This window comes from Oxalobacteraceae bacterium OTU3CAMAD1, from assembly GCA_024123915.1.
In the GTDB taxonomy this organism is placed as follows: Bacteria; Pseudomonadota; Gammaproteobacteria; order Burkholderiales; family Burkholderiaceae_D; genus Rugamonas.
The window spans coordinates 1,945,843-1,967,139 of the sequence record CP099650.1 but is presented as its reverse complement, the minus strand read 5'-3'; the positions used below and the strand labels follow the sequence as shown (position 1 = coordinate 1,967,139).

General features: G+C 63.2%; 24 protein-coding genes and 1 tRNA gene. 19 read left to right on the top strand and 6 right to left on the bottom strand.

Translation table 11 applies throughout. The features are described 5' to 3' along the window. Positions 1 to 12 precede the first annotated feature (12 nt). From coaBC to NHH88_08385, 4 genes are read left to right on the top strand one after another with little or no spacing between them, the layout of a single operon-like run. Positions 13 to 1,236, top strand: coding sequence for a bifunctional phosphopantothenoylcysteine decarboxylase/phosphopantothenate--cysteine ligase CoaBC (gene coaBC / locus NHH88_08400; protein ID USX15785.1), 1,224 nt, complete (start codon positions 13 to 15; stop codon positions 1,234 to 1,236). A 25-nt stretch (positions 1,237 to 1,261) separates the two neighbouring features. Further along, positions 1,262 to 1,711, top strand: coding sequence for a dUTP diphosphatase (gene dut / locus NHH88_08395; protein ID USX15784.1), 450 nt, complete (start codon positions 1,262 to 1,264; stop codon positions 1,709 to 1,711). Positions 1,712 to 1,730: 19 nt separating this feature from the next. Then, the gene (locus NHH88_08390) at positions 1,731 to 2,828 is read left to right on the top strand and encodes a M48 family metalloprotease (protein USX15783.1); all 1,098 of its coding nucleotides are present in this window, start codon (positions 1,731 to 1,733) and stop codon (positions 2,826 to 2,828) included. A gap of 5 nt (positions 2,829 to 2,833) precedes the next feature. Continuing rightward, positions 2,834 to 3,235 (top strand): hypothetical protein, encoded by a 402-nt coding sequence (locus NHH88_08385; GenBank protein USX15782.1) that lies wholly within the window; start codon positions 2,834 to 2,836, stop codon positions 3,233 to 3,235. 13 nt (positions 3,236 to 3,248) lie between these two features. Here the strand turns inward: NHH88_08385 and NHH88_08380 are convergent, their stop codons facing one another. After that, positions 3,249 to 3,386: a hypothetical protein gene (locus NHH88_08380; protein USX15781.1), complete on the bottom strand. Its 138-nt coding sequence runs from the start codon at positions 3,384 to 3,386 to the stop codon at positions 3,249 to 3,251. A gap of 43 nt (positions 3,387 to 3,429) precedes the next feature. On the opposite strand from NHH88_08380, the gene NHH88_08375 reads away from it, so the two are divergent. The 7 genes from NHH88_08375 (at position 3,430) to NHH88_08345 (ending at position 9,480) form a co-directional block, all read left to right on the top strand. Further along, positions 3,430 to 4,452 carry an XdhC family protein gene (locus NHH88_08375; GenBank protein ID USX15780.1) on the top strand — a complete coding sequence of 341 codons (1,023 nt, stop codon included), beginning with the start codon at positions 3,430 to 3,432 and terminating at the stop codon, positions 4,450 to 4,452. Positions 4,453 to 4,604: 152 nt separating this feature from the next. Then, positions 4,605 to 5,495 (top strand): DMT family transporter, encoded by an 891-nt coding sequence (locus NHH88_08370; GenBank protein ID USX15779.1) that lies wholly within the window; start codon positions 4,605 to 4,607, stop codon positions 5,493 to 5,495. Next, a complete protein-coding gene (locus NHH88_08365) occupies positions 5,492 to 6,403 on the top strand; it encodes a DNA-3-methyladenine glycosylase 2 (GenBank protein ID USX15778.1) in 912 nt (303 codons plus the stop codon). Before NHH88_08370 ends, NHH88_08365 begins: the two co-directional genes overlap by 4 nt. A 57-nt stretch (positions 6,404 to 6,460) precedes the next feature. Further along, a complete protein-coding gene (gene accD, locus NHH88_08360) occupies positions 6,461 to 7,363 on the top strand; it encodes an acetyl-CoA carboxylase, carboxyltransferase subunit beta (protein USX15777.1) in 903 nt (300 codons plus the stop codon). A 106-nt stretch (positions 7,364 to 7,469) separates the two neighbouring features. Next, positions 7,470 to 8,516, top strand: a complete 1,047-nt coding sequence (locus tag NHH88_08355) for a MerR family transcriptional regulator (protein ID USX15776.1) — start codon at positions 7,470 to 7,472, stop codon at positions 8,514 to 8,516. A gap of 69 nt (positions 8,517 to 8,585) precedes the next feature. Continuing rightward, complete coding sequence (locus NHH88_08350) at positions 8,586 to 9,026, top strand: DUF29 domain-containing protein (GenBank protein ID USX15775.1); 441 nt, start codon at positions 8,586 to 8,588, stop codon at positions 9,024 to 9,026. A gap of 13 nt (positions 9,027 to 9,039) precedes the next feature. Beyond that, positions 9,040 to 9,480: a DUF29 domain-containing protein gene (locus NHH88_08345; GenBank protein ID USX15774.1), complete on the top strand. Its 441-nt coding sequence runs from the start codon at positions 9,040 to 9,042 to the stop codon at positions 9,478 to 9,480. A gap of 20 nt (positions 9,481 to 9,500) precedes the next feature. Here the strand turns inward: NHH88_08345 and NHH88_08340 are convergent, their stop codons facing one another. After that, positions 9,501 to 9,992, bottom strand: coding sequence for a type VI secretion system tube protein Hcp (locus NHH88_08340; GenBank protein USX15773.1), 492 nt, complete (start codon positions 9,990 to 9,992; stop codon positions 9,501 to 9,503). Between the two features lie 163 nt (positions 9,993 to 10,155). Here NHH88_08340 and NHH88_08335 point away from each other — a divergent pair, with 163 nt between their 5' ends. Both NHH88_08335 and NHH88_08330 read left to right on the top strand, forming a co-directional pair. Beyond that, complete coding sequence (locus tag NHH88_08335) at positions 10,156 to 10,677, top strand: lysozyme (protein ID USX15772.1); 522 nt, start codon at positions 10,156 to 10,158, stop codon at positions 10,675 to 10,677. A gap of 16 nt (positions 10,678 to 10,693) precedes the next feature. Continuing rightward, a complete protein-coding gene (locus NHH88_08330) occupies positions 10,694 to 11,152 on the top strand; it encodes a hypothetical protein (GenBank protein ID USX15771.1) in 459 nt (152 codons plus the stop codon). Positions 11,153 to 11,217: 65 nt separating this feature from the next. Here NHH88_08330 and NHH88_08325 read toward each other — a convergent pair. After that, positions 11,218 to 11,294 (bottom strand) — tRNA-Met (locus NHH88_08325). Positions 11,295 to 11,468: 174 nt separating this feature from the next. Here NHH88_08325 and NHH88_08320 point away from each other — a divergent pair. The 6 genes from NHH88_08320 to NHH88_08295 all read left to right on the top strand — a co-directional run bounded on the left by NHH88_08320 (position 11,469) and on the right by NHH88_08295 (position 18,207). Then, a complete protein-coding gene (locus NHH88_08320) occupies positions 11,469 to 12,056 on the top strand; it encodes an NUDIX hydrolase (protein USX15770.1) in 588 nt (195 codons plus the stop codon). Beyond that, entirely contained in the window at positions 12,053 to 12,781 is a 729-nt protein-coding gene (gene aat / locus NHH88_08315; GenBank protein USX15769.1) for a leucyl/phenylalanyl-tRNA--protein transferase, read from the top strand. Before NHH88_08320 ends, aat begins: the two co-directional genes overlap by 4 nt. Positions 12,782 to 12,854: 73 nt before the next feature. After that, positions 12,855 to 13,583, top strand: a complete 729-nt coding sequence (locus NHH88_08310; protein ID USX15768.1) for an arginyltransferase — start codon at positions 12,855 to 12,857, stop codon at positions 13,581 to 13,583. A 33-nt stretch (positions 13,584 to 13,616) separates the two neighbouring features. Continuing rightward, a complete protein-coding gene (locus tag NHH88_08305; protein USX15767.1) occupies positions 13,617 to 14,657 on the top strand; it encodes a quinone-dependent dihydroorotate dehydrogenase in 1,041 nt (346 codons plus the stop codon). A gap of 13 nt (positions 14,658 to 14,670) precedes the next feature. Further along, entirely contained in the window at positions 14,671 to 15,717 is a 1,047-nt protein-coding gene (locus NHH88_08300; GenBank protein USX15766.1) for an aldo/keto reductase, read from the top strand. A gap of 132 nt (positions 15,718 to 15,849) precedes the next feature. Next, the gene (locus tag NHH88_08295; GenBank protein USX15765.1) at positions 15,850 to 18,207 is read left to right on the top strand and encodes a TonB-dependent receptor; all 2,358 of its coding nucleotides are present in this window, start codon (positions 15,850 to 15,852) and stop codon (positions 18,205 to 18,207) included. 194 nt (positions 18,208 to 18,401) lie between these two features. Here NHH88_08295 and NHH88_08290 read toward each other — a convergent pair whose 3' ends face one another. Genes NHH88_08290 through cysW form a run of 3 tightly spaced genes read right to left on the bottom strand, consistent with a single transcriptional unit; the run spans position 18,402 to position 21,296 of the window. Then, complete coding sequence (locus NHH88_08290; GenBank protein USX15764.1) at positions 18,402 to 19,334, bottom strand: CysB family HTH-type transcriptional regulator; 933 nt, start codon at positions 19,332 to 19,334, stop codon at positions 18,402 to 18,404. Further along, positions 19,331 to 20,401 carry a sulfate ABC transporter ATP-binding protein gene (locus NHH88_08285; GenBank protein USX15763.1) on the bottom strand — a complete coding sequence of 357 codons (1,071 nt, stop codon included), beginning with the start codon at positions 20,399 to 20,401 and terminating at the stop codon, positions 19,331 to 19,333. The genes NHH88_08290 and NHH88_08285 overlap by 4 nt, the downstream gene beginning before the upstream one ends. Before the next feature lies 1 nt (position 20,402). Continuing rightward, positions 20,403 to 21,296 (bottom strand): sulfate ABC transporter permease subunit CysW, encoded by an 894-nt coding sequence (cysW, locus tag NHH88_08280; protein USX15762.1) that lies wholly within the window; start codon positions 21,294 to 21,296, stop codon positions 20,403 to 20,405. Position 21,297: the final 1 nt, after the last annotated feature.

Here is a 21,297-nt window from a genome sequence, read left to right as displayed (position 1 = left end):
GAGAGCGGCATCATGGAATTGACTGGTAAAAAAATCGTCCTTGGCCTGTCCGGGGGCGTGGCCTGCTACAAGGCGGCGGAACTGTGCCGCGCGCTGACCAAGGCCGGCGCCTCGGTGCAAGTGGTGATGACCGACGCCGCGACCCACTTCATCACCGCCGTCACAATGCAGGCCCTGTCGGGCAACAAGGTATTCAGCAGCCAGTGGGACCCGCGCGTGGACAACAACATGGCCCACATCGACGTCACCCGCGACGCCGACGCGATCCTGATCGCGCCCTGCTCGGCCGACTTTATGTATAAATTGGCGCACGGCGTCTGCGACGACCTGCTGTCGACCATGTGCCTGGCGCGCCCGCGCCGCGTGCCGCTGCTGGTGGCGCCGGCGATGAACGTGGAAATGTGGCAGAACCCCGCCACCCAGCGCAACACAAGGCAGCTGGAGGACGACGGCATCGTCATCTTCGGCCCTGCCGCCGGCGACCAGGCCTGCGGCGAAGTGGGCATGGGCCGCATGCTGGAACCGGCGCAGCTGCTGGAAGAATTGATCGCGTCGTTCCAGCCGAAAGTCCTGGCCGGCAAACGCATCCTGATCACCGCCGGCCCGACCTTCGAGCCGATCGACCCGGTGCGTGGCATCACCAATCTGTCGTCCGGGAAGATGGGTTACGCGGTGGCGCGCGCGGCGCGTGAAGCCGGCGCCGAAGTGGTGCTGGTGTCCGGCCCGACCGCGCTGCCGGCGCCGTTCGGCGTCCAGCGCATCAACGTCCAAAGCGCGGTGCAGATGCACGACGCCGTGCTGGCCAACGTCGACCACCAGCATATCTTCATCGCCGTGGCGGCCGTCGCCGACTGGCGCGTGTCCAATTCGAGCGAACAGAAACTGAAGAAGAATCCGGACGGCTCGGTGCCGGACCTGAAGTTCGAACAGAACCCGGACATCCTCGCCACCGTCGCCGCCCGCACCTCGCTGGCCGGCCATCCGTACTGCGTCGGCTTCGCCGCCGAATCGGAAAACCTGATCCAGTTCGGCGCCGACAAGCGCGAGAAAAAAGGCATCCCCCTGCTGGTCGGGAACATCGGCCACCACACCTTCGGTCAGGACGACAACACCATCATCCTGTTCGACGAGAACGGCCACACCATCCTGCCGCGCGCCGACAAACTGACCCTGGCGCGCCAGCTGATTTCCGAAATCTCCAAACGCATCTCGCAGCACTCGCTGTTCGCAAAATAATAGAGCAAAAAATAGAGCAAAACGCATGAAAAACATCGACGTCAAAATCCTCGACCCGCGCATGAAAGACCAGTTGCCGGCCTACGCCACCCCGGGTTCCGCCGGCCTCGATCTGCGCGCCTGCATCGACGCGCCGATCACCATCGAAGCCGGCCAGACCGTGCTGATCCCGACCGGCCTGGCGATCCACGTCGCCGATCCGGGCTACGCCGCCATGATCCTGCCGCGCAGCGGCATGGGCCACAAGAACGGCATCGTACTGGGGAATCTGGTAGGCTTGATCGATTCCGATTACCAGGGCCAGTTGATGATCTCGACATGGAACAGGGGCAACAGCGCCTTCACCCTGAACCCGATGGAGCGCCTGGCGCAGCTGATCATCGTTCCGGTCCTGCAAGTCGGTTTCAACGTCGTCGAAGAATTCGACACCAGCGAACGCGGTGCCGGCGGTTTTGGAAGCACCGGAAAACACTAAAAAAATACGGAGACTAGGGATGGTCCAGCAAAACAATTCGAAGAAATTCGCCACTATATCCCTGCTGGCCACGGCGCTGCTGCTGTCGGCCTGTTCGACCTTCACCTCCAGGACGGCCGAACCCGAACAGGGTCCGGTGGTCGCGCGCACCGTCGACGAAGGCGCGCCGGTGGTCACCGCCAAAATGGCGGCGGCACGCCAGGCACTGGGACAAATGGTCGCGTTGCAGGACCGGCTGTACCGCATCGCCGGTCCGCTGTTGATCAACAACGCGGACCTGTGCCGCAACCAGGCCCGCAACCTGCTCGGCTTCACCGCCAAGAACAAATACTCGTACTCCGGCGAATTCGTCGACGCCGCGCAGGCGGTGCTGAACTACGGCGACCGCCTGGAAGTGGCCAGCGTGCTGGCCGGCAGCGGCGCCGCGCGCGTGGGCCTGCGCAAGGGCGACGTGCTGCTGGCGGCCGAAGGCAAAAGCCTGCCCACCGGCCAACACGCCGAGACCGAGGCGGCAGGCGTGCTGGGACCGCTGGTCGCCAACAACCAGTCGCTCAATCTGATCGTCGAACGCAAAGGCAGCAACCAGGCGCTCAGGGTGCCGGTCACGCGCGCCTGCGCCTTCAAGATCGACATCGGCAATTCGGACAATATCAACGCCTACTCGGACGGCCAGCGCGTCATGATCACGCGCGGCATGGTCAACTTCGCGCAGACCGACGAAGCCATCGCCTATGTGCTGGCCAAGGACATCGCGCACAATGTGCTGGGCCACGCCGCCAAAACGCGGTCGGCCTACACGGTCGGCAGCATCATCGACAACCTGGTCGCGGTGCGGCCGGACCTGTCGATGCTGATCGGCAGCGCCGGCATCAAGCCGATGCCGCAGGAGCTGGACGCGGCGGCCGATTCGCTGTCGCTGTATATGGTGGCGCGGGCCGGCTACAGCACCGCGCAGGCGCGCGCCTTCTGGCAGCGGCTGGCCAGCCAGTATCCGGCTTCGGTGCTGAACGGCTATACCGCCAACCACCCCGGCATCAACTACCGCCTGGCCGCGATCGACAAGACCGTCGCCGAAATCAAGGGCAAGCAGGCGGCCAAGAAGCCGCTGGTGCCGTGATCCCGATGAAAAAACCGGCATTGGTGGCGGTCCTGCTGATGTCGATGGCCGTATCGGGCGGGGCCCAGGCGGCGCAATGGCGCAAAGTCAGTTCCGGCCCGGGCAACGTCTTCTACATCGACAGCACCAAGGTCGTCAAAAAAGACAAGACCCGCAAGGTGTGGTCGCTGCACTCCTACACCAAGGCGCAGCAGACGCCGGAGGGCAAGCCTTACCGCTCGGTCAAGGCGCAGCACCTGTATTCCTGCGAGGACCGCACGGCGGTGATGCTGTCGCAAGTGTTCTATCCCGAGACGATGGGCAGGGGCGAACCGGTCGAAAACTATATCTACGAGAAATTCAGCCCCGAGGAAGTAGCGCCGGGCAGCCCGTTCGAAAAGGCGCTTACGAGGGTGTGCAAGCGCTAACTTCGCGCAGGCTTTAGCGGAAATTCGGGAAATCCGGGAACACGGTACCCATCAGCCAGGTCAGGCCGCCGCAGAACACCACGGCGATAATCAGCACGATCAGCAGGCGGCCGAATTTGGGTGAGCCGTCGTCTTCCTTGTGGTCGGTCATGGCAGTTCCTGCAAGCTTTGGAGAGCCGTAGTATATTCCATCCATGGACAGCATCGATCTCGAAGTACTCAAAACCAGCGCCGCGTGGATCGCCTCCGGGCGCCGCTGCGAACTTATCACCGTCATCAAGACCTGGGGCTCGAGTCCCCGTCCGGTCGGCGCCACCCTGGCCATCTGCGAAGATGGCACGGTGATCGGCTCCGTCTCGGGGGGCTGCATCGAGGATGACCTGATCGCGCGCGTGCGCGACGAGGGCATCAGCCGCACCTTGCCCGAAATCGTCAGCTACGGCATCACCGCCGACGAGGCGCACCGTTTCGGCCTGCCCTGCGGCGGCACCATCGAACTGTCGATCGAACCGCTGTCGGAGCGCAGCCGCGTCGCCGAGCTGCTGGAACGTCTCGACCAGCACGAACTGGTGCAGCGCCGGCTCGATCTGCAAACCGGCGACGTCGAGTTGTCGAAGGCGGCGGCGGGCGCCCAGATGCAGGTGAGCGAGCGGGCCATGGTCACCTTGCACGGGCCGCGCTGGCGGCTGCTGATCATCGGCGCCGGACAGCTCTCGCGCTTCCTGGCGCAAATCGCCACCGCGATGGACTACCACGTCATCGTCTGCGACCCGCGCGAGGAATATCGCGCCGGCTGGCACGTCGACGGCGTGCAGCTGGTGCACGACATGCCCGACGATATCGTGCTGTCGATGAAGCTGGACCACCGCAGCGCCGTGGTGGCGCTGACGCACGACCCCAAGCTGGATGACCTGGCGCTGATGGAGGCGTTGAAGTCGGACGCGTTCTACGTCGGCGCAATCGGCTCGCGCCTGAACAACAGCAAGCGCCGCGAGCGGCTGCTGGAATTCGACCTGACGCCGGAACAGCTGGCGCGCCTGCACGGGCCGATAGGACTGTACATCGGCAGCAAAACGCCGTCGGAGATCGCCATCTCGATTCTGGCGGAGCTGACGGCGATCAAAAACGGCGTGCCGACGACGATGCTGATTCCGCACGCCGCCTCGCCGGTGGCGCCGGGCGACACGGTGTGTGCGGTCGACACCGGCGCGGTATAAATTCAAAAGCAAGAAGCGGAGAGACGGAAACACGTAGGGCGGATTAGCGTAGCGTAATCCGCCATGCATGCGTCATCGGCGGCTCATGGCGGATTACGCGCTGCGCGCTAATCCGCCCTACGAACATCTACCAAACAACCAATCAAAACTGCATGAGCACCGCCAACCTCCTCCGCCTGATCTTCCTGGCCGCCATCTGGGGCGGCTCCTTCCTGTTCATGCGGATCGCCGCCCCGGTGCTGGGCGCCGCCGTCCTGATCGAATACCGCGTGCTGTTCGCCTCCCTTTTCCTGGCGGTGATCGCGGTCGTGCTGAAAAAGCCGCTCGACCTGCGCAAGCATTGGAAGCACTACCTCATCCTCGGCCTGTTCAACTCCGCGCTACCGTTCCTGATGTTCGCCTTCGCCGCCCGCACGCTGTCGGCCTCCCTGCTGGCGGTGCTGAACGCCACCACGCCGCTTTGGGGCACCCTGATCGCCGCCGTGCTCACCCGCCAGATGGTCGGCGGCAAAGTCATGCTCGGCCTTGTGCTGGGTGCGTGCGGCGTCGCGCTGCTGGTCGGCTTCGACCATATCAGTACCAAACCCGGCGCCGGCCTCGCGATCGCCGCCGTGCTGTTCGCCTCCTTCAACTACGGCATCGCCAGCAATTACGCCAAATCGGTCAAGGACGTCGAGCCGCTGTCCAACGCGCACGGCTCGATGTGGGCCTCCACGCTGCTGGTGCTGCCGATTGTGCCTTTCTTCCCGGCGCCGGGCGAGCCGACCGTCGGCATCATGGGCGCAGTGATCGCGCTCGGTGTGCTGTGCAGCGGTATCGCCTACCTGATCTACTTCCGCCTGATCCAGGATGTCGGCCCGTCGTCGGCGTTGACGGTGACCTTCCTTAGCCCGTTGTTCGGCATTTTGTGGGGCACGCTGTTCCTCGGCGAGACCGTCGGCTGGTACACCATCGCCGGCGCCGCCATCGTCATCGCCGGCACGGCGCTGGTCACAGGCTTCCGTCCCAACTTCGGCCCACTGCGCAAAACCAAACCCGTATGAAAAGCTTCACACTGGACCTGCCGGCCAACTACCGCCTGCATGACGTACTGGCCTTCCACAGCCGCGACACCGAAAGCGTCGCCGAAGAAGTCAGCGACACGCGCCTGCGCAAAGGCGTAGTGCTGGACGGCGTGCCGGTGGTGCTGGACATTGCGTTGGCGCCCACCAGCGCCAGCTGCACGGTGCACACCGACGGCAAACTGTCCAAAGCCTCGCAACAACGCGTGCGCGAAGCGGCGCTCAGCATCCTCGGGCTGCGCATCGATCCGGAACCATTTTGCGCCTTCGCCGCAAAGGACGACATGTTCGGCCCCTTGACCGTGGCGCAGCCGGGCCTGCGCATCGTGCAATCGGCCACCGTGTTCGAAACGCTGACCTGGGCCATCATCGGCCAGCAAATCAACCTGTCGTTCGCCATCTCGCTGCGCCGCACGTTCATTTTGCAGGCCGGCCGCCAGCACAGCAGCGGCTTGTGGTGCTACCCGGAGGCGGCCGACGCGGTAAAACTGGGCATCGACGATCTTACCAGCCGCAAGTTCTCGCGCGCCAAGGCGGAGACCTTGCTGCGGCTGGCGAACCTGGTCGCCAGCGGCGAACTACTGCTGGACGTCACGCCCACCAACAGCATCGAACAGATCTCGGCGGCGCTGCTGGCCGTCAAAGGCATCGGGCCCTGGACGGTCAATTACGGCCTGCTGCGCGGCTACGGCCACGCCGACTGCTCGCTGCACGGCGACGTCGCCATCCGCGCCGCGCTGCAGCAGCTGCTGGGTGAAGAAACGAAACCGGACATGCCGCGCACCGAACAAATTCTGGCCCGCTACGCGCCCCACCGAACGATGGCCGCCGCCCACCTGTGGGCCAGCCTGCACCCGCGCGGCGACAGCGACGACAAAGATTCCGCTTGATCCTGACGTAACGTCAGGCTTTACGATTCCGGCATCTCCGACACTATCAAGGATGCCATGAGCTGGATCGAAAAACTGCTGCCCCCGCGGTTCAACCGCAACGGCGCCGAACCGCGCCAATCGATACCGGCCGGCCTGTGGATCAAGTGTCCCGCGTGCGAGGCGGTGTTGTACCGCGCCGACCTCGAAACCAACCTGCACGTCTGCCCCAAATGCAGCCACCATCTGCGTATTCGCGCGCGCGCCCGTCTCGACGCCCTGCTCGACGCAGGCGGCCGTCACGAGATCGGCCAGGAAGTGCTTACGGTCGACATGCTCAAGTTCAAAGGCAGCAAAAGCTATCCGGCGCGCCTGCAAGCGGCGATGGAAGCGACCGGCGAGACCGACGCGATCATCGTCATCGGCGGCGCTGTCCTGTCGGTGCCGGTGGTGGTGGCGTGCTTCGAATTCGACTTCATGGGCGGCTCGATGGGATCGGTGGTCGGTGAGCGCTTCGTGCGCGGCGTGCAGGCCGCCATCGACCAGCATGTGCCATTCGTCTGCATCACCGCCAGCGGCGGCGCGCGCATGCAGGAAGGCTTGCTGTCGTTGATGCAGATGGCGAAAACCACAGCCATGCTGGCCAGGCTGGCGGAGAAAAAGCTGCCCTTCGTATCGGTGCTGACCGATCCCACGTCGGGTGGCATATCAGCCTCGTTCTGCTTCCTGGGCGACCTGGTGATCGCCGAACCGAAGGCGCTGATCGCGTTCACCGGCGCGCGCGTCATCAAAAGCACCTTGGGGGTCACACTGCCGGAGGGCTATCAGCGTTCGGAATTCCTGCTCGAACGCGGCGCCATCGACATGATCGTCGACCGCCGCGACATGCGCGCCGAATTGGCGTCGCTACTGGCCTTGCTGCTAAAGCTGCCGAAGGACGCCATCGCCAGCAACACATCGGAATCACGTAGGGCGGATTAGCGCAGCGTAATCCGCCATGCATGCGCCGTCGGCGGCTCATGGCGGATTACGGCGTACCGCCTAATCCGCCCTACGTGTCACTCCGGTCTCGCGTACACTATCGCGCATGAAAGAACATCGCAATCAAGCCGTGTTAAAGATCGGCGAGCTGGCCACCCGCTCCGGACTCACGGTGCGCGCCCTCCACCACTACGACAGCATCGACCTGCTGACGCCATCGGCGCACACCGATTCCGGCTATCGACTCTACAACCGCGCCGACATCGCCCGTCTGCACCAGATCCAGGCGCTGCGCCGCTTCGGCATGTCGCTGGCGGACATCGGCACCTTCCTCGCCAGTCCCGACGCGCCGTTCGCCGACGTCGTCGCGCAGCAGATCGCCACCCTCGACCAGCAAATCGCGCAAGCAAGCGCGCTGCGCGAACAGCTCTCGCACCTGCACCGGCAGATGGCCGGCGGCGCCGAGCCGGAACTGGCCGACTGGCTGTCCACGCTGGAGCTGATGAACCTCTACGACAAATACTTCACCAAGGACGAATTGCACCGCCTGCCCTTCTGGCAGCAGGACGCGCGCCGCAACAGCGGCTGGGCCACGCTGGTGGCGCAGATACAGGACCTGATGCGGCAAGGCGTCCCGCCCGCCGACGCCGAGCCGCGTCAACTGGCCGAGCGCTGGATGCAGATGCTTGAACGCGACACCGCCGCCAATCCCGACTTCGCGCGCCGCGTCACGGTGATGATGGAGATGGAGCCGGCCGCCCAACTGCACACGGGGATCACGCAGCAACTGAAGCAGTACGTGATCGAAGCGTTCGGCGAACACAAGCTGGCGCTCTACGCCGACTATCTCGACGAGGATGAATTGCACCGCATGCGTGTCGGCGCCAGCCAGCATGGCGCGGAGTGGATGGCGCTGATCGCGGCGGTCCACCAACAGCTCGAAGCCGGCGCCGATCCCGCCGCTCCGGCATCGCAAGCGCTGGCCCGCGAATGGATGACCCTATTTAGCGCCCGCATCGGCGACAACCCGGCGACGCTGGAAAAAATTCGCCACGCCCACACGCAAGAACCGCGATTGCTCACTGGCACATGGGTCACCCCAGCCATGCTCGATTTCATCCGCACATCCTGCGCCACGTTGCCGCCGGCCTGACTTGCCCGCCCCTTTGAGCGGGCGTAAAGTAAAGCTCCGACGACCGCATTACGCTGGCGGAGGTGCCCCATGGACGATCACATCAAAACCGATTACGACAGGGACTTTCTCGTCTGGCTGCAAAACCAGGCCGAGCTACTGCGCGCCAAGCAATTCGACCGACTGGACCTGGAACATTTGATCGAGGAAATCGAAGCCATGGCCGGACAGCAGAAACGCGAACTCGCGCACCGCCTTGAAATCCTGCTGATCCATCTGCTCAAGCTCAAGTACCAACCGGCACGCGCGTCCAACGGCTGGCGCGGCACCGTCAGCGAGCAACGTCGCCGCATCAAACGTCTGCTGAAGGAAATGCCAAGCCTGGCTAATTTGATTGGTGAGTATCTATTGGATGTTTACCCGGACGCCGTCGATGGCGCGACGGCAGAGACCGGCCTGCCGAAGGCGACATTCCCAAAAGCCAATCCGTTCACACGCCAGCAAATATTCGATCCCGACTATCTACCGTAAGCGAGGGTGCAACATGGACGATCACATCAACACCGACCACGAAGCCGACTTTCTCGTCTGGACCAGCGCCCAGATAGAACTGCTGCGCGCCAAACAGTTCGACCGGCTCGACCTGGAAAACATCATCGAGGAGCTCGAGAGTTTGGCGCGCGCAGAAAAGCGTGAGTTCGAACGTCGCATCGAGCAGTTGATGATGCATTTGTTGAAATGCAAACTGCAACCTGAAGTCATTTCCGGCATCTGGTTGGGTACGATAAGGGAACACCGTTACCGCATCACGGACTTTTTGGAAGACATGCCAAGCCTCAAGCCAACACTGGAGGACGTTATCGAAGAATCCTACGTCCATGCCGCAGCCCTGGCCGCGTGCGAAACAGGCTTACCCAAGTCGGCATTTCCAGCCTCGACACCGTTCACCAAAGATCAATTGCTTGACGAGGATTATTTACCGTGAAACGCGCAGCGTAAGCATTCTCAGCAGATTTTGTTTGCGGAGAGGTCCCAGCCGCCGGCGACATTGCCTGCGGAACCACCTGCGACCTTTTGCTGGGTGTACTTCCATTTGATTCGCGAATATTTCAGCGCGACGTATTCGCTCAGGATTTCCCCCTCGCGTATGCTCGGCGAAACTCCACCGATCAACACATTCTCCAGCTCGATCTCGAAGTATTTGACCCGTTCGCCCAAGCCATCGGCGCGCATGAATTCAATACGCGCCTTCGGAAGCGTACGTCCCGTCGAACAGTTTTGCAACAAGAGCGGAGAAGCGAGATCGGCCAGCTTTGCCACTACAATTTCGCCATGCTCGCACCGTTCTGCGGTGTGCCCACCGCCAGTCGATGCCGTCGCGGACCGAGGTTGACGAAGTTCGCACGACACTGATTTGCATTCGATCCAGTCGCGGTGTCGGTCATCCGTCGACTCGCCTTTGATGCCCTCAATCTGAAGATAAACGTCTATAGCCATACTTCCTCCGAATGGTGGTACGCATTGAATGCCAGGCGCATCTGCCCATTATTTGCTCGTCCAGCATCGTGGCAATTGCGGGATGTCATTAAGGAGTTTGATGGGCCAGCGTAAATTCTTAACTTGGCCACCCAATGCGGTTTGACCGACCAAGGAGAACGCAATGCAGGCAGAAGAAGCAACGAAAGGCAATGCGACGATGAGCATGAGCAACGCCGCGCGCGCCAGAATTCGATCGCACGAGAAAGTGGTGTACAGCTACTACGACGATGGAGGCCGCCCGGGACGCGGAAATTGCACCTGGGGGATTGGCACGCTCGCCCACAAAGGCCCTTGTACGGATGAGGAACTAAAAACGAAGGTGGGAGCAGCGGAAGTCGAAGCAGCTTTCGCGTCCAGGATCGCAGACGCGGAACATGCGGTACGGCGCAACGTCTCGCGTCAAATCCTTAATCAGAACCAGTTCGACGCGCTAGTCAGCTTCGTCTATAACGTCGGCGCGCACGGCGCGAAAGCGACCTTCAAACGCGTGGACGCGGGAGACTTCCAAGCGGCGGCCATGGGCATCGCTCAGTCCAACAAGATGTGGATCAAAACCAAGCATGGGTCGAAACTGGTGCTCGCTAGAGGCCTGATACAACGACGTGAAGAGGAAAGTGCGCCATTTCGGACCACAGCAAAATAAGTCCTGGAGAAGAATCATGACAATCTTCACGAGAATTCGCTGGCTACTCACAGCCACGCTGACCGCAACTCTATTTTTATCGTCTATGCCCGCGTGGGCCGACAGCGCGCCCGGCAAGAACGTGAACGCAGATATCTACGGTCGCTGGAAAATCACCAAAATTCTCGACTCGGCGCACATAACCGCACTATCGGACTTAGAGGCCAAAAAACTGATCGGAAAGACCATCATTGTCGCCAAAGACAAGTTAGTCTTTAATGACCAGCAATGCGACGCGCCAAGCTACGAGCGCACCGTCGAGGACACGGCACGCAGCATGCGTGAACAGGGGCATGTCAGCTCGGTGAACATGGGCTTGCCCGAGCAAATGACGGCGATCGACGCCGGGTGCACTTACATTTTCTTGAAGAGCAAAGATCGGATCGTCATCCATTGGGATGGATTCTATTTCGACGCAGTGAGGCGGAAGCGCTGAGATAACGCCAGTACAAATGAGAAAAAGCCGCTGATCCCTGTAAAAGAATCAACGGCTTTCGAATTTGGTTGCGGGGACAGGATTTGAACCTGTGACCTTCGGGTTATGAGCCCGACGAGCTGCCAGACTGCTCCACCCCGCGTCTGTGCAATCATTATAGGGCAGTTCAGCAATTTAGGCAATGTTAATCCTGAAATCGCGCGCGATAGTCCGAATAAATGCATTCCCTACCCACCGTAGCCAATGCCGTGCGCGGCGCAATCGGTGTAAAGTAACCAATATGAACAAAAATATCCGCCCCTAAGCACCTTCCCCTATGAAATTCTGTTCCGAATGCGCCTCCCCCGTCAGCCTGCTGATACCAGCAGGCGACAACCGTCCCCGCTACGTTTGCGAAAGCTGCTCCACCATCCACTACCAAAACCCGAAAATGGTGTTGGGCACGATCCCCGTGTGGGAACGCGATGGCGAGCTGAAAGTCCTGCTGTGCAAGCGCGCGATCGAACCGCGCTACGGCTACTGGACGCTGCCGGCCGGTTTCATGGAAAACAATGAGACCACGGCCGAGGCGGCGATGCGCGAAACGCAGGAGGAAGCCGGCGCCAACATCGAACTGGGTAAACTGTTTTCACTGTTGAACGTCTCGCGTGTGCACCAGGTCCATATGTTCTACCTGGCCACCCTGCTCGACCTCGACTTCGCTCCCGGCGAGGAAAGCCTGGACGTGCAAATGTTCAGCGAGGCGGAGATCCCCTGGGACGATCTGGCCTTCCCCACCATCCGCACCACCCTGGAATTGTTCTTCGCCGACCGCGCGCGCATGCGGGAAAACAAGAGCACCGGCTACGGCTTCCACGCCCAGGACATCACCCGCACGATGCGCTCGGACGCGGAACCGACGTGATCCCCTGGCTCGAACGCGACACGCCATTCCCCGACGTCTCGCAGGCGCTGACGTCCGAGGCGCCCGGCCTGCTGGCCGCCGGCGCCGACCTGTCGCCGCAGCGTTTGCTGATGGCCTACCGGCACGGCATCTTCCCGTGGTTCTCGGAAGGCCAGCCCATCCTGTGGTGGAGCACCGATCCGCGCATGGTGCTGATGACCGAGCGCTTCCGCATCTCCGACAGCCTGAAGAAGACGCTGCGTAAGGTCGAGCGCGAGATGGCCGCCGGCGGCCGCTGGCAGGTGCGCTTCGACAGCGCCTTCGAGGACGTCATGCGCGCCTGCGCCGCGCCGCGCCGGGACGGTCCCGGCACGTGGATCTCGGAGGACATCATCGACGGCTACACGGGCCTGCACCGGCTCGGCTACGCGCACTCGGCCGAGGTGTGGCTGGAAGGCGAGCTGGTCGGCGGTGCCTACGGCGTTTCGATCGGCCGCATGTTCTACGGCGAGTCGATGTTCGCGCGCGTGACCGACGGCTCCAAGATCGCGCTGGCCTACCTGGTGGGCTTCCTGCGCCGGCACGGCGTCAAGATGATCGATTGCCAACAGGAGACCGGCCACCTGGCCTCGCTGGGCGCGGCGCCGATTCCGCGCGCGCAATTCCTGGCGCATCTACGCAACAATATTGAATTGCCGCAAATCACCGTGTGGGAACCCATTGCACCGCTGGCCCCGGCCAGTTAAGCTGAAGGTGACAGCGCCATACGCAACTAGGCGCTATCATAAGGAATAGAACCTCGCCATCGATAGGACGTGCATGACGCACCTGAACGATCTGCCTTTCGCGACGCTGCAGTTTTACACCACGGCGCCCTACCCTTGCAGCTATCTGGACGCGCGCCAGGCGCGCTCGCAGGTGGCTACGCCTTCACACCTGATCAACGCCGACGTCTATTCGGAACTCGTCAAGAACGGCTTCCGGCGCAGCGGCATCTTTACATATCGACCATATTGCGACGGTTGCCAGGCCTGCATCCCGGTGCGCGTGGTGGTCGACCAGTTCGCCCCCAACCGCGGCCAGCGCCGCGCCTGGGCAAAGCACGGCGACCTGCGCGCCGGCGTCGCCACCCTGCAATTCTCCGACGAACACTACGAACTGTACCTGCGCTACCAGAGCAAGCGCCACGCCGGCGGCGGCATGGACCAGGACAGCCGCGACCAGTACGCGCAATTCCTGCTGCAAAGCCGGGTCAACACGCGGCTGGTGGAGTTCCGCGAGCCCGGCGGCACCCTGCGCATGGTCAGCATCATCGACGTGCTGTCGGACGGCCTGTCGTCGGTGTACACCTTCTTCGATCCCGATGTCGAAGGCGCCTCCTACGGCACCTTCAACGTGCTGTGGCAGATCGCCCAGGCGCGCGAGCTGAGCCTGCCCTACATCTACCTGGGCTACTGGATCAGGGAAAGCCCGAAAATGTCCTATAAAACCAACTTCAAGCCGCTGGAAGCGCGCATCAAGGGCGTGTGGAGCGTGCTGGAGGCCTGATAAAATACCGGGGCCAACAACCAGAGCCCCCTCATGTCCGAAAAATTCCTGTATTCCCTGGCCCGTCCGATGCTGTTCTCGATGGACGCCGAAGCCGCGCACCACTTCACCCTTCCCGCGCTCAAACGCGCCGCCGCGCTGGGCTTGACCAAGCTGGTCAAGCAACCGGCGGCCGACCCGCGCACCGTGATGGGTGTCACGTTCAAGAATCCGGTCGGCCTCGCCGCCGGGCTGGACAAGGACGGCGCCTTCATCGACGCACTGGCGGACCTGGGCTTCGGCTCGATCGAGGTGGGCACCGTGACCCCGCGCGGGCAGGCGGGCAATCCCAAGCCGCGCATGTTCCGCCTGCCGGCCGCGCACGCCATCATCAACCGCATGGGCTTTAACAACGGCGGCGTCGACGCCTTCGTCGCCAATGTGCAAGCATCGCGCTTCTACCAGGACAAGGCCGGCGTGCTGGGCCTGAACATCGGCAAGAACGCCGACACGCCGATCGAGCGCGCGGCAGACGACTACCTGCACTGCCTGGAAAAAGTCTATCCCTACGCCAGCTATGTGACGGTCAACATCTCCTCGCCCAACACCAAGAACCTGCGCCAGCTGCAAGGCGGCTCCGAGCTCGACGGCCTGCTGGCGCAACTGAAGGACGCGCAGTCACGCCTGGCCGACCAGCACAAGCGCTACGTGCCGCTGGCCCTGAAAATCGCGCCGGACATGGACGGCGACCAGGTCAAGAACATCGCCGACGCGCTGCTGCGCCACAAAATCGACGGCGTCATCGCCACCAACACCACCCTGAGCCGCGACGCCGTGGCCGGCATGCGCCACGGCGCCGAGGCGGGCGGGCTGTCGGGCGCGCCGGTGTTCGAGCTGTCCAACACCGTCATTCGCCTGCTCAAGGCCGAACTGGGCGACGCCCTGCCGATTATCGGCGTTGGCGGTATCATGCGCGGTGCGGACGCCAAGGTCAAAATGGACTGCGGCGCGCAACTGGTGCAGTTGTACAGCGGCCTGATCTACGCTGGCCCGGCACTGGTCAACGATTGCGCGCGGGCCGTGCGCGGACATTAATTTAGGAGCGGGCATGCGGAAGATACAACTTGGTTCCAGCGATCTGCAGGTCACGAAGATTTGCCTGGGCACGATGACGTTCGGCGAACAGAACACCGAGGCGGACGCCCACAGCCAGCTCGACTACGCGGTCGAACGCGGCGTCAACTTCATCGACACCGCCGAGATGTATCCGGTCATGCCGCGCGCCGAAACGCAGGGCGCGACCGAGCGCTTCATCGGCAGTTGGCTGAAGAAGTCGGGCATGCGCGACAAGGTGGTGCTGGCGACCAAGGCGGCCGGTCCGAACCCCAACATCGGCTGGGTACGCGGCGGCAAGCAGAACTTCGACGCCGCCAACCTGCGCGCGGCGGTCGACACCAGCCTGCAGCGCCTGCAAACCGACCATATCGATTTATACCAATTGCACTGGCCCAGCCGCAACGTGCCGATCTTCGGCGCGAGCGTCTTCAATCCGCAGCTCGAACGCGAATGCGTGGCCGTGGAGGAAACGCTGGCCGCGCTTGGCGAGCTGATCAAGGAAGGCAAGATCGGCGCGATCGGCGTCTCCAACGAATCGTGCTGGGGCGTGAGCGAGTTCATCAAGCAGTCGGAGATGAAGGGCCTGCCGCGCATTGCCTCCATCCAGAACCTGTACAACCTGACGGCGCGCCACTACGAGACCAGTTTCCTCGACGAGACCTGCTTCCGCGAAAACGTCGGCCTGCTGGCGTACAGCCCGCTGGCCTTCGGCCAACTGACAGGCAAATACCACGACGACCCGAACACGCGCGGCCGGCTGACGATCTTTCCGCCGACGTGGAGCCCGCGCTACCTGCGGCCGACGGTGCTGGCGGCGGTCGCGCAATACACCGAGCTCGCGCGCGACAACGGCCTGACGCCGACGCAACTGGCGCTGGCATGGTGCTACGGCCGCTGGAACGTCGCCTCGACCATCATCGGCGCCACCAGCCTGGCGCAGCTGAAGGAAAACATCGACGCCTACGACGTCACGCTCACGCCGGAAATCATCGCGCAAATCGACGCCATCCACGCCAGCCTGCCCAACCCCGGCCAGTAAAGCGCGATCACACCCGCGCGGAATCAACGTGTCCGGGTGTTGTTTGGATATATGGTTAGACGCAATGGTTCGTTGGTGTTCAATTGTGCGGCTGCTATCCTGTGCCACTACCTTCGCACACGAGACCGCCACATGACTTCACGCCACATCGCCACACCGCTTTTGCTGAGCACGCTGATCGCCACCATCGTCATCCCCGCCTTTGCCCAGGACGCGCCCGCCGACGGCGAGCTGCAGTCGGTGGTCGTCACCGGCACCTACGCCAAGAACCGCCGCACCATCGATTCCGAGTCGCCCGTCGACATCATCAGCGCGCGCGAACTGCAGGCCAGCGGATCGAGCGAACTGGCCACCGTGCTGGGCCGACTGGTGCCGTCGATGAACTTCCCGCGCCCGTCCGGCGCCGACACCAGCGACGCCGTGCGTCCGGCGCAGCTGCGCGGCCTGTCGCCAGACCAGACCCTGGTGCTGGTCAACGGCAAGCGCCGTTACACCTCGGCCGTGGTCAACGTCAACGGCACGCAAGGGCGCGGCTCGGCGCCGGTCGACCTGAACGCGATCCCGCTGGCGGCGATCGAACGCATCGAGGTGCTGCGCGACGGCGCGGCGGCCCAATACGGCTCAGACGCGATCGCCGGCGTGATCAACATCATCCTCAAAAAAGGCGCCACCGGCGGCGATGTCGAAGTCGGCTACGGCGAGTACAAGGAAGGCGACGGCAAGCAGAAAACCGTGCGCGGCTCGACCGGTTTCAGCCTCGGCGACCAGGGCTGGGTGCGCGTGGCCATCGAGGCGGCGGACCGCGATCCGACCAACCGCGCCGGCGTCGATACGCGTCCGATCGCCGGCTCCCAGATCGGCAAGGTCAACCAGCGTTACGGCGACCCCGACAGCAAGCCGCGCACGATCTTCGCCAACAGCCAGTACCGCGTGACCGACGATATCGACTGGTACGCCTTCGCCAGCTACGGCGAGCGCAAGACCTCGGCGGCGGCCACCTGGCGCACGCCGGACCGCTCGCCCACGCTTTACCCGCAAGGCTTCCTGCCGCTGCAAAACAGCACCTCGACCGACCAGTCGCTGGTGACCGGCCTGCGCGGAGAACTGTCCGGCTGGCGTTGGGACGCCAGTCTCAACTACGGCAGGAACAAATTCGAGCTCGACCTCGACAACACCGTCAACCTCGACCTGGGCGCCAGCAGCCCGACCCACTTCTACGCCGGCAAACTGCAAAACACGCAAGGCCTGTTCAATTTCGATATCGCCAAGGAATTTCCTGTCGCCGCCTTCAGCGGTCCGCTGACGGTGGCGCTGGGCGTCGAAGCGCGGCACGAGGAATACGAGATCGGCGCCGGCGACGAGCCGTCCTATATCGGCGGCGGCGCGCAGGGATTCTCCGGTTTCCGTCCGGTCAACGCCGGTAGCAACAGCCGCAACAACAAATCGATCTACGCCAACTTCGAAGCCGACATCACCAGGCAGTTCTCGGCCTCGGCCGCCGTGCGCCACGAGCGCTACAGCGACTTCGGCAACACGACCTCGGTGAAGGGCTCGGCACGCTACGCGTTCAATCCCCAGGTGTCGCTGCGTGGCACGGCCTCGTCCGGCTTCCGCGCGCCGTCGCTGGCACAGCAGTTCTACACCATCACGACCACCAATTTCTCGATCATCAACGGCCAGAACACGCCGATCGAAACGGGCACGTTCGCCGTCGGCAGCGCCGCCGCCGACGCGCTCGGCGCGCAACAGTTGAAGGCCGAGAAAGCCCGCAACTACAGCATCGGCCTGCAAGTGCAGCCGACCCGCAACTGGAGCGCCAGCGTCGACGCCTACCGCATCGACATCGACGACCGCATCGCGCTGTCGACCAGCATGAACCTGTCGCCGACCTTGCGCGCGACGCTGGCCGCCCAAGGCCTGCCGGTCGGCGCGGCCCGCTACTTCACCAACGCCATCGATACCCGCACCACCGGCGTCGACGTGGTCAGCACGTACCGCTGGGATCTGGCCGGCGCCGGCCGCTACGACTTCACGCTGGCGTACAACCGCAACAAGAATTCGGTGCAGCATGTCAACGACAACCCGGCCATCCTGACCGCCAACGGCCTGACCCTGATCGACCGCCAGACCATCAACCGCCTGACGGTCGGCTCGCCGAAGGACAAGTTCAGCCTGGCGACGGACTACACCCTGGGCGCCTGGAACGCGCGCGGCGTGATCACCCGCTATGGCAGCTTCACCGTGCCGCAGAACAATCCGGCGCAGGATCAGGTGTACGATCCGCAATGGGTGCTGGACCTGTCGGCCAGCGTCAAGCTGAGCAAGAACTGGCGCTTGAGCGTGGGCGTGGACAACGTGACCGACAAGTATCCGGACACGATCACGTCGGTAGCCAACCTCAACCTCAACGGCATCAACCTTTATAGCGGCTGGGCACCGAACGGCTTCAACGGCCGGTATTACTACGCCAAGGCCGGTTACAGCTGGTGATCGCGCCCTGGGTCGGATGATATCCACGGAGACACGTAGGGCGGATTAGCGAAGCGTAATCGGCCATGCATGCGCCGTCGACGGCTCATAGATGGCCGATTACGGCGTCCCGCCTAATCCGCCCTACGTGATTCAGAATTCCTCAAATGGGATTTGACCAAAAAAATGGCCGCTTTTCAGCGGCCATTTTTACGTCAGGCGATGTCGCCGCCGTTCAAGGCGGCGTCGATTTCCTCGCGCGTCAGATCGGGCGCGAATTGCTGGATGAAGTGGTAAGCGTACGAGCGCAGATAGGCGCCCTTGCGCACCGCCAGCCGCGTCGTATTCGGCGCGAACAGATGCGACGCCTCGACCGCGCGCATGCCCTTGTCGCGGCCGTGGTCGAAGGCCATCGAGGCGACGATGCCCACGCCCAGACCGAGCGCGACATACTGCTTGATGACGTCCGAATCCATCGCCGTCAAGACGATGTCGGGCTTGACGCCGGCCTGCGAAAACGCCGCGTCGATATGCCCGCGTCCGGTGAAGCCGACGTCGTAGGTAATCAACGGGAACTCGGCCAGATCCTCCAGCTTGATCGGCGAGCGGCCCAGCAAGGGATGACCGTCGGGCACCACGATCAAATGGCTCCATCGGTAGCAAGGGAAAGACACCAGGTCCGGGAACTGCGACAAGCCCTCGGTGGCGATGCCGATATCGGTCTTGCCTGACAAAATCCATTCGGCGATATGCTCCGGCGCGCTCTGCTGCAAGGCGATGCGCACGTCCGGATACGCGGTGCGAAAACTCTGCACCACCTTCGGCAGCGCGTAGCGCGCCTGCGTGTGCGTGGCGGCGACGCTAAGCGTGCCGCTTTGCTGGCCCGTGTACTCGAGGCTGGCCTGCTGCAGGTTTTCCGCCTCGATCAGCAGACGGTCGATGATCTTGAGGATGCCCTTGCCCGGCTCGGTCATGCCGGTCAGGCGCTTGCCGTTGCGTTCGAAAATCACCACGCCCAGTTCGTCTTCCAGCTCGCGGATCTGGCGGCTCACGCCAGGCTGCGAGGTGAACAAGGCATTCGCCACTTCGGTCAAATTGTAGCCGCGCCGGGCGGCTTCGCGGATCGACCGCAATTGTTGAAAATTCATATGGAAGCTCCAGCGTCAACAAACACATGCAGGCGCTTGGGACGCACCACCAAAGTCTCACCCTCTTTCAGTTGCAGATGGCTGAAACGCTCATTCGACATCACCGCCTCGATCAGCTCGGACGTGTCGTCGCGCTCCAGGTCCAGCTGCGCCAGCGGGCCGATCGCGTGCGCGCGGCGCAGCTTGACGACGATGCCCTCGGCGCCGGGCGTGTAGCGTTCGATATCCAGGTCGTGCGGACGCACATAGGCCGTGCCCTTGCCGTCGGCGTCCGGCTGACCCGGCACCTGGAAGGTCGCGCCGCCACTGGCCAGCACGCCATCCTGCACGCGGCCGTGGAACATGTTGACGTTGCCCAGGAAGCCGTAGACGAACGGCGAGGCCGGATGGTTGTAGACCTGGTCCGGCGCGCCGATCTGCTCGACGTTACCCTTGTTCATCAGCACCACCTGGTCGGCCACTTCCAGCGCCTCCTCCTGGTCGTGGGTGACGAAGATCGACGTCACGTGCAGATCGTCGTGCAGGCGGCGCAGCCAGCGGCGCAGTTCCTTGCGGACCTTGGCGTCGAGCGCGCCGAACGGTTCGTCCAGCAGCAGCACGCGCGGCTCGACGGCCAGCGCGCGTGCGAGCGCGATACGCTGGCGCTGCCCGCCCGACAGTTGCGGCGGATAGCGGTCGGCCAGCCAGTCCAGCTGCACCAGCTCCAGCAGTTCCTTGACCTTGCGGCGGATCTGGTCTTCCGACGGCCGCTCGGCGCGCGGTTTCACGCGCAGGCCGAAGGCGACGTTCTCGAACACGGTCATATGCTTGAACAGCGCGTAGTGCTGGAACACGAAGCCGACCTGGCGCTCGCGCACATGGCGATGGGAGGCGTCATTCGAGTCCAACAGCACCTGGCCCGAATCCGGATGCTCGAGGCCGGCGATGATGCGCAGCAGCGTCGTCTTGCCGCAGCCGGAAGGTCCCAGCAGCGCGGTCAGCTCGCCCGCAGGAAAGTCCAGCGAGACATTGTTGAGGGCGACGAAATCGCCGAAACGCTTGTTGATGTTTTTAACTTCGATCGTCATGTCAGTGCTCCTTGGAACGTGCGTCATCGGCGATCGATTCGTTCAAGCGCCAAGAGATAAAGGATTTCAGGGCCAGCGTCACCAGCGCCAGCAATGCCAGCAGGGACGCCACGGCGAAGGCGGCGGCGAAGTTGTACTCGTTGTACAGAATCTCCACCTGCAGCGGCACGGTGTTGGTCTCGCCACGGATGTGGCCGGACACCACCGACACCGCGCCGAACTCGCCCATCGCGCGGGCGTTACACAGGATCACGCCGTACAGCAGGCCCCACTTAATGTTCGGCAAAGTCACGCGACGGAAGGTGTCCCAGCCGGAGGCGCCCAGCACGATGGCGGCCTCTTCTTCTTCGCTGCCTTGCGCCTGCATCAGCGGGATCAGCTCGCGCGCCACGAACGGGAAGGTGACGAAGATGGTCGCCAGCACGATGCCGGGTACGGCAAACAGGATCTTGATGTCGTGCTCCTGCAGCCACGGCCCCATCCAGCCCTGCGCGCCGAACAGCAGCACGTAGATCAGGCCGGAGATCACCGGCGACACCGAGAACGGCAGGTCGATCAGGGTCAGCAAAAAGCTTTTGCCCCGGAACTCGAACTTGGCGATACACCACGAGGCGGCCACGCCGAACACCAGGTTCAGCGGCACGGCGATGACGGCCGTGATGAGGGTCAGCTTGATGGCCGAGATCGCGTCTTCCTCGACGATGGCGGCCACGTAGGCTTCCCAGCCCTTGCGGAAGGCTTCCGCGAACACGGCCACGAGTGGCACGAACAGGAACACGGTCAGGAAGGTCAGCGCGATGGCGATCAGCACGCCGCGCACCCACATCGGTTCCAGGATTTGCGGCGCCGACGGCAGTTCGCCGCGACGCACCGGGACGGGAGGCAGTCCGCTCATA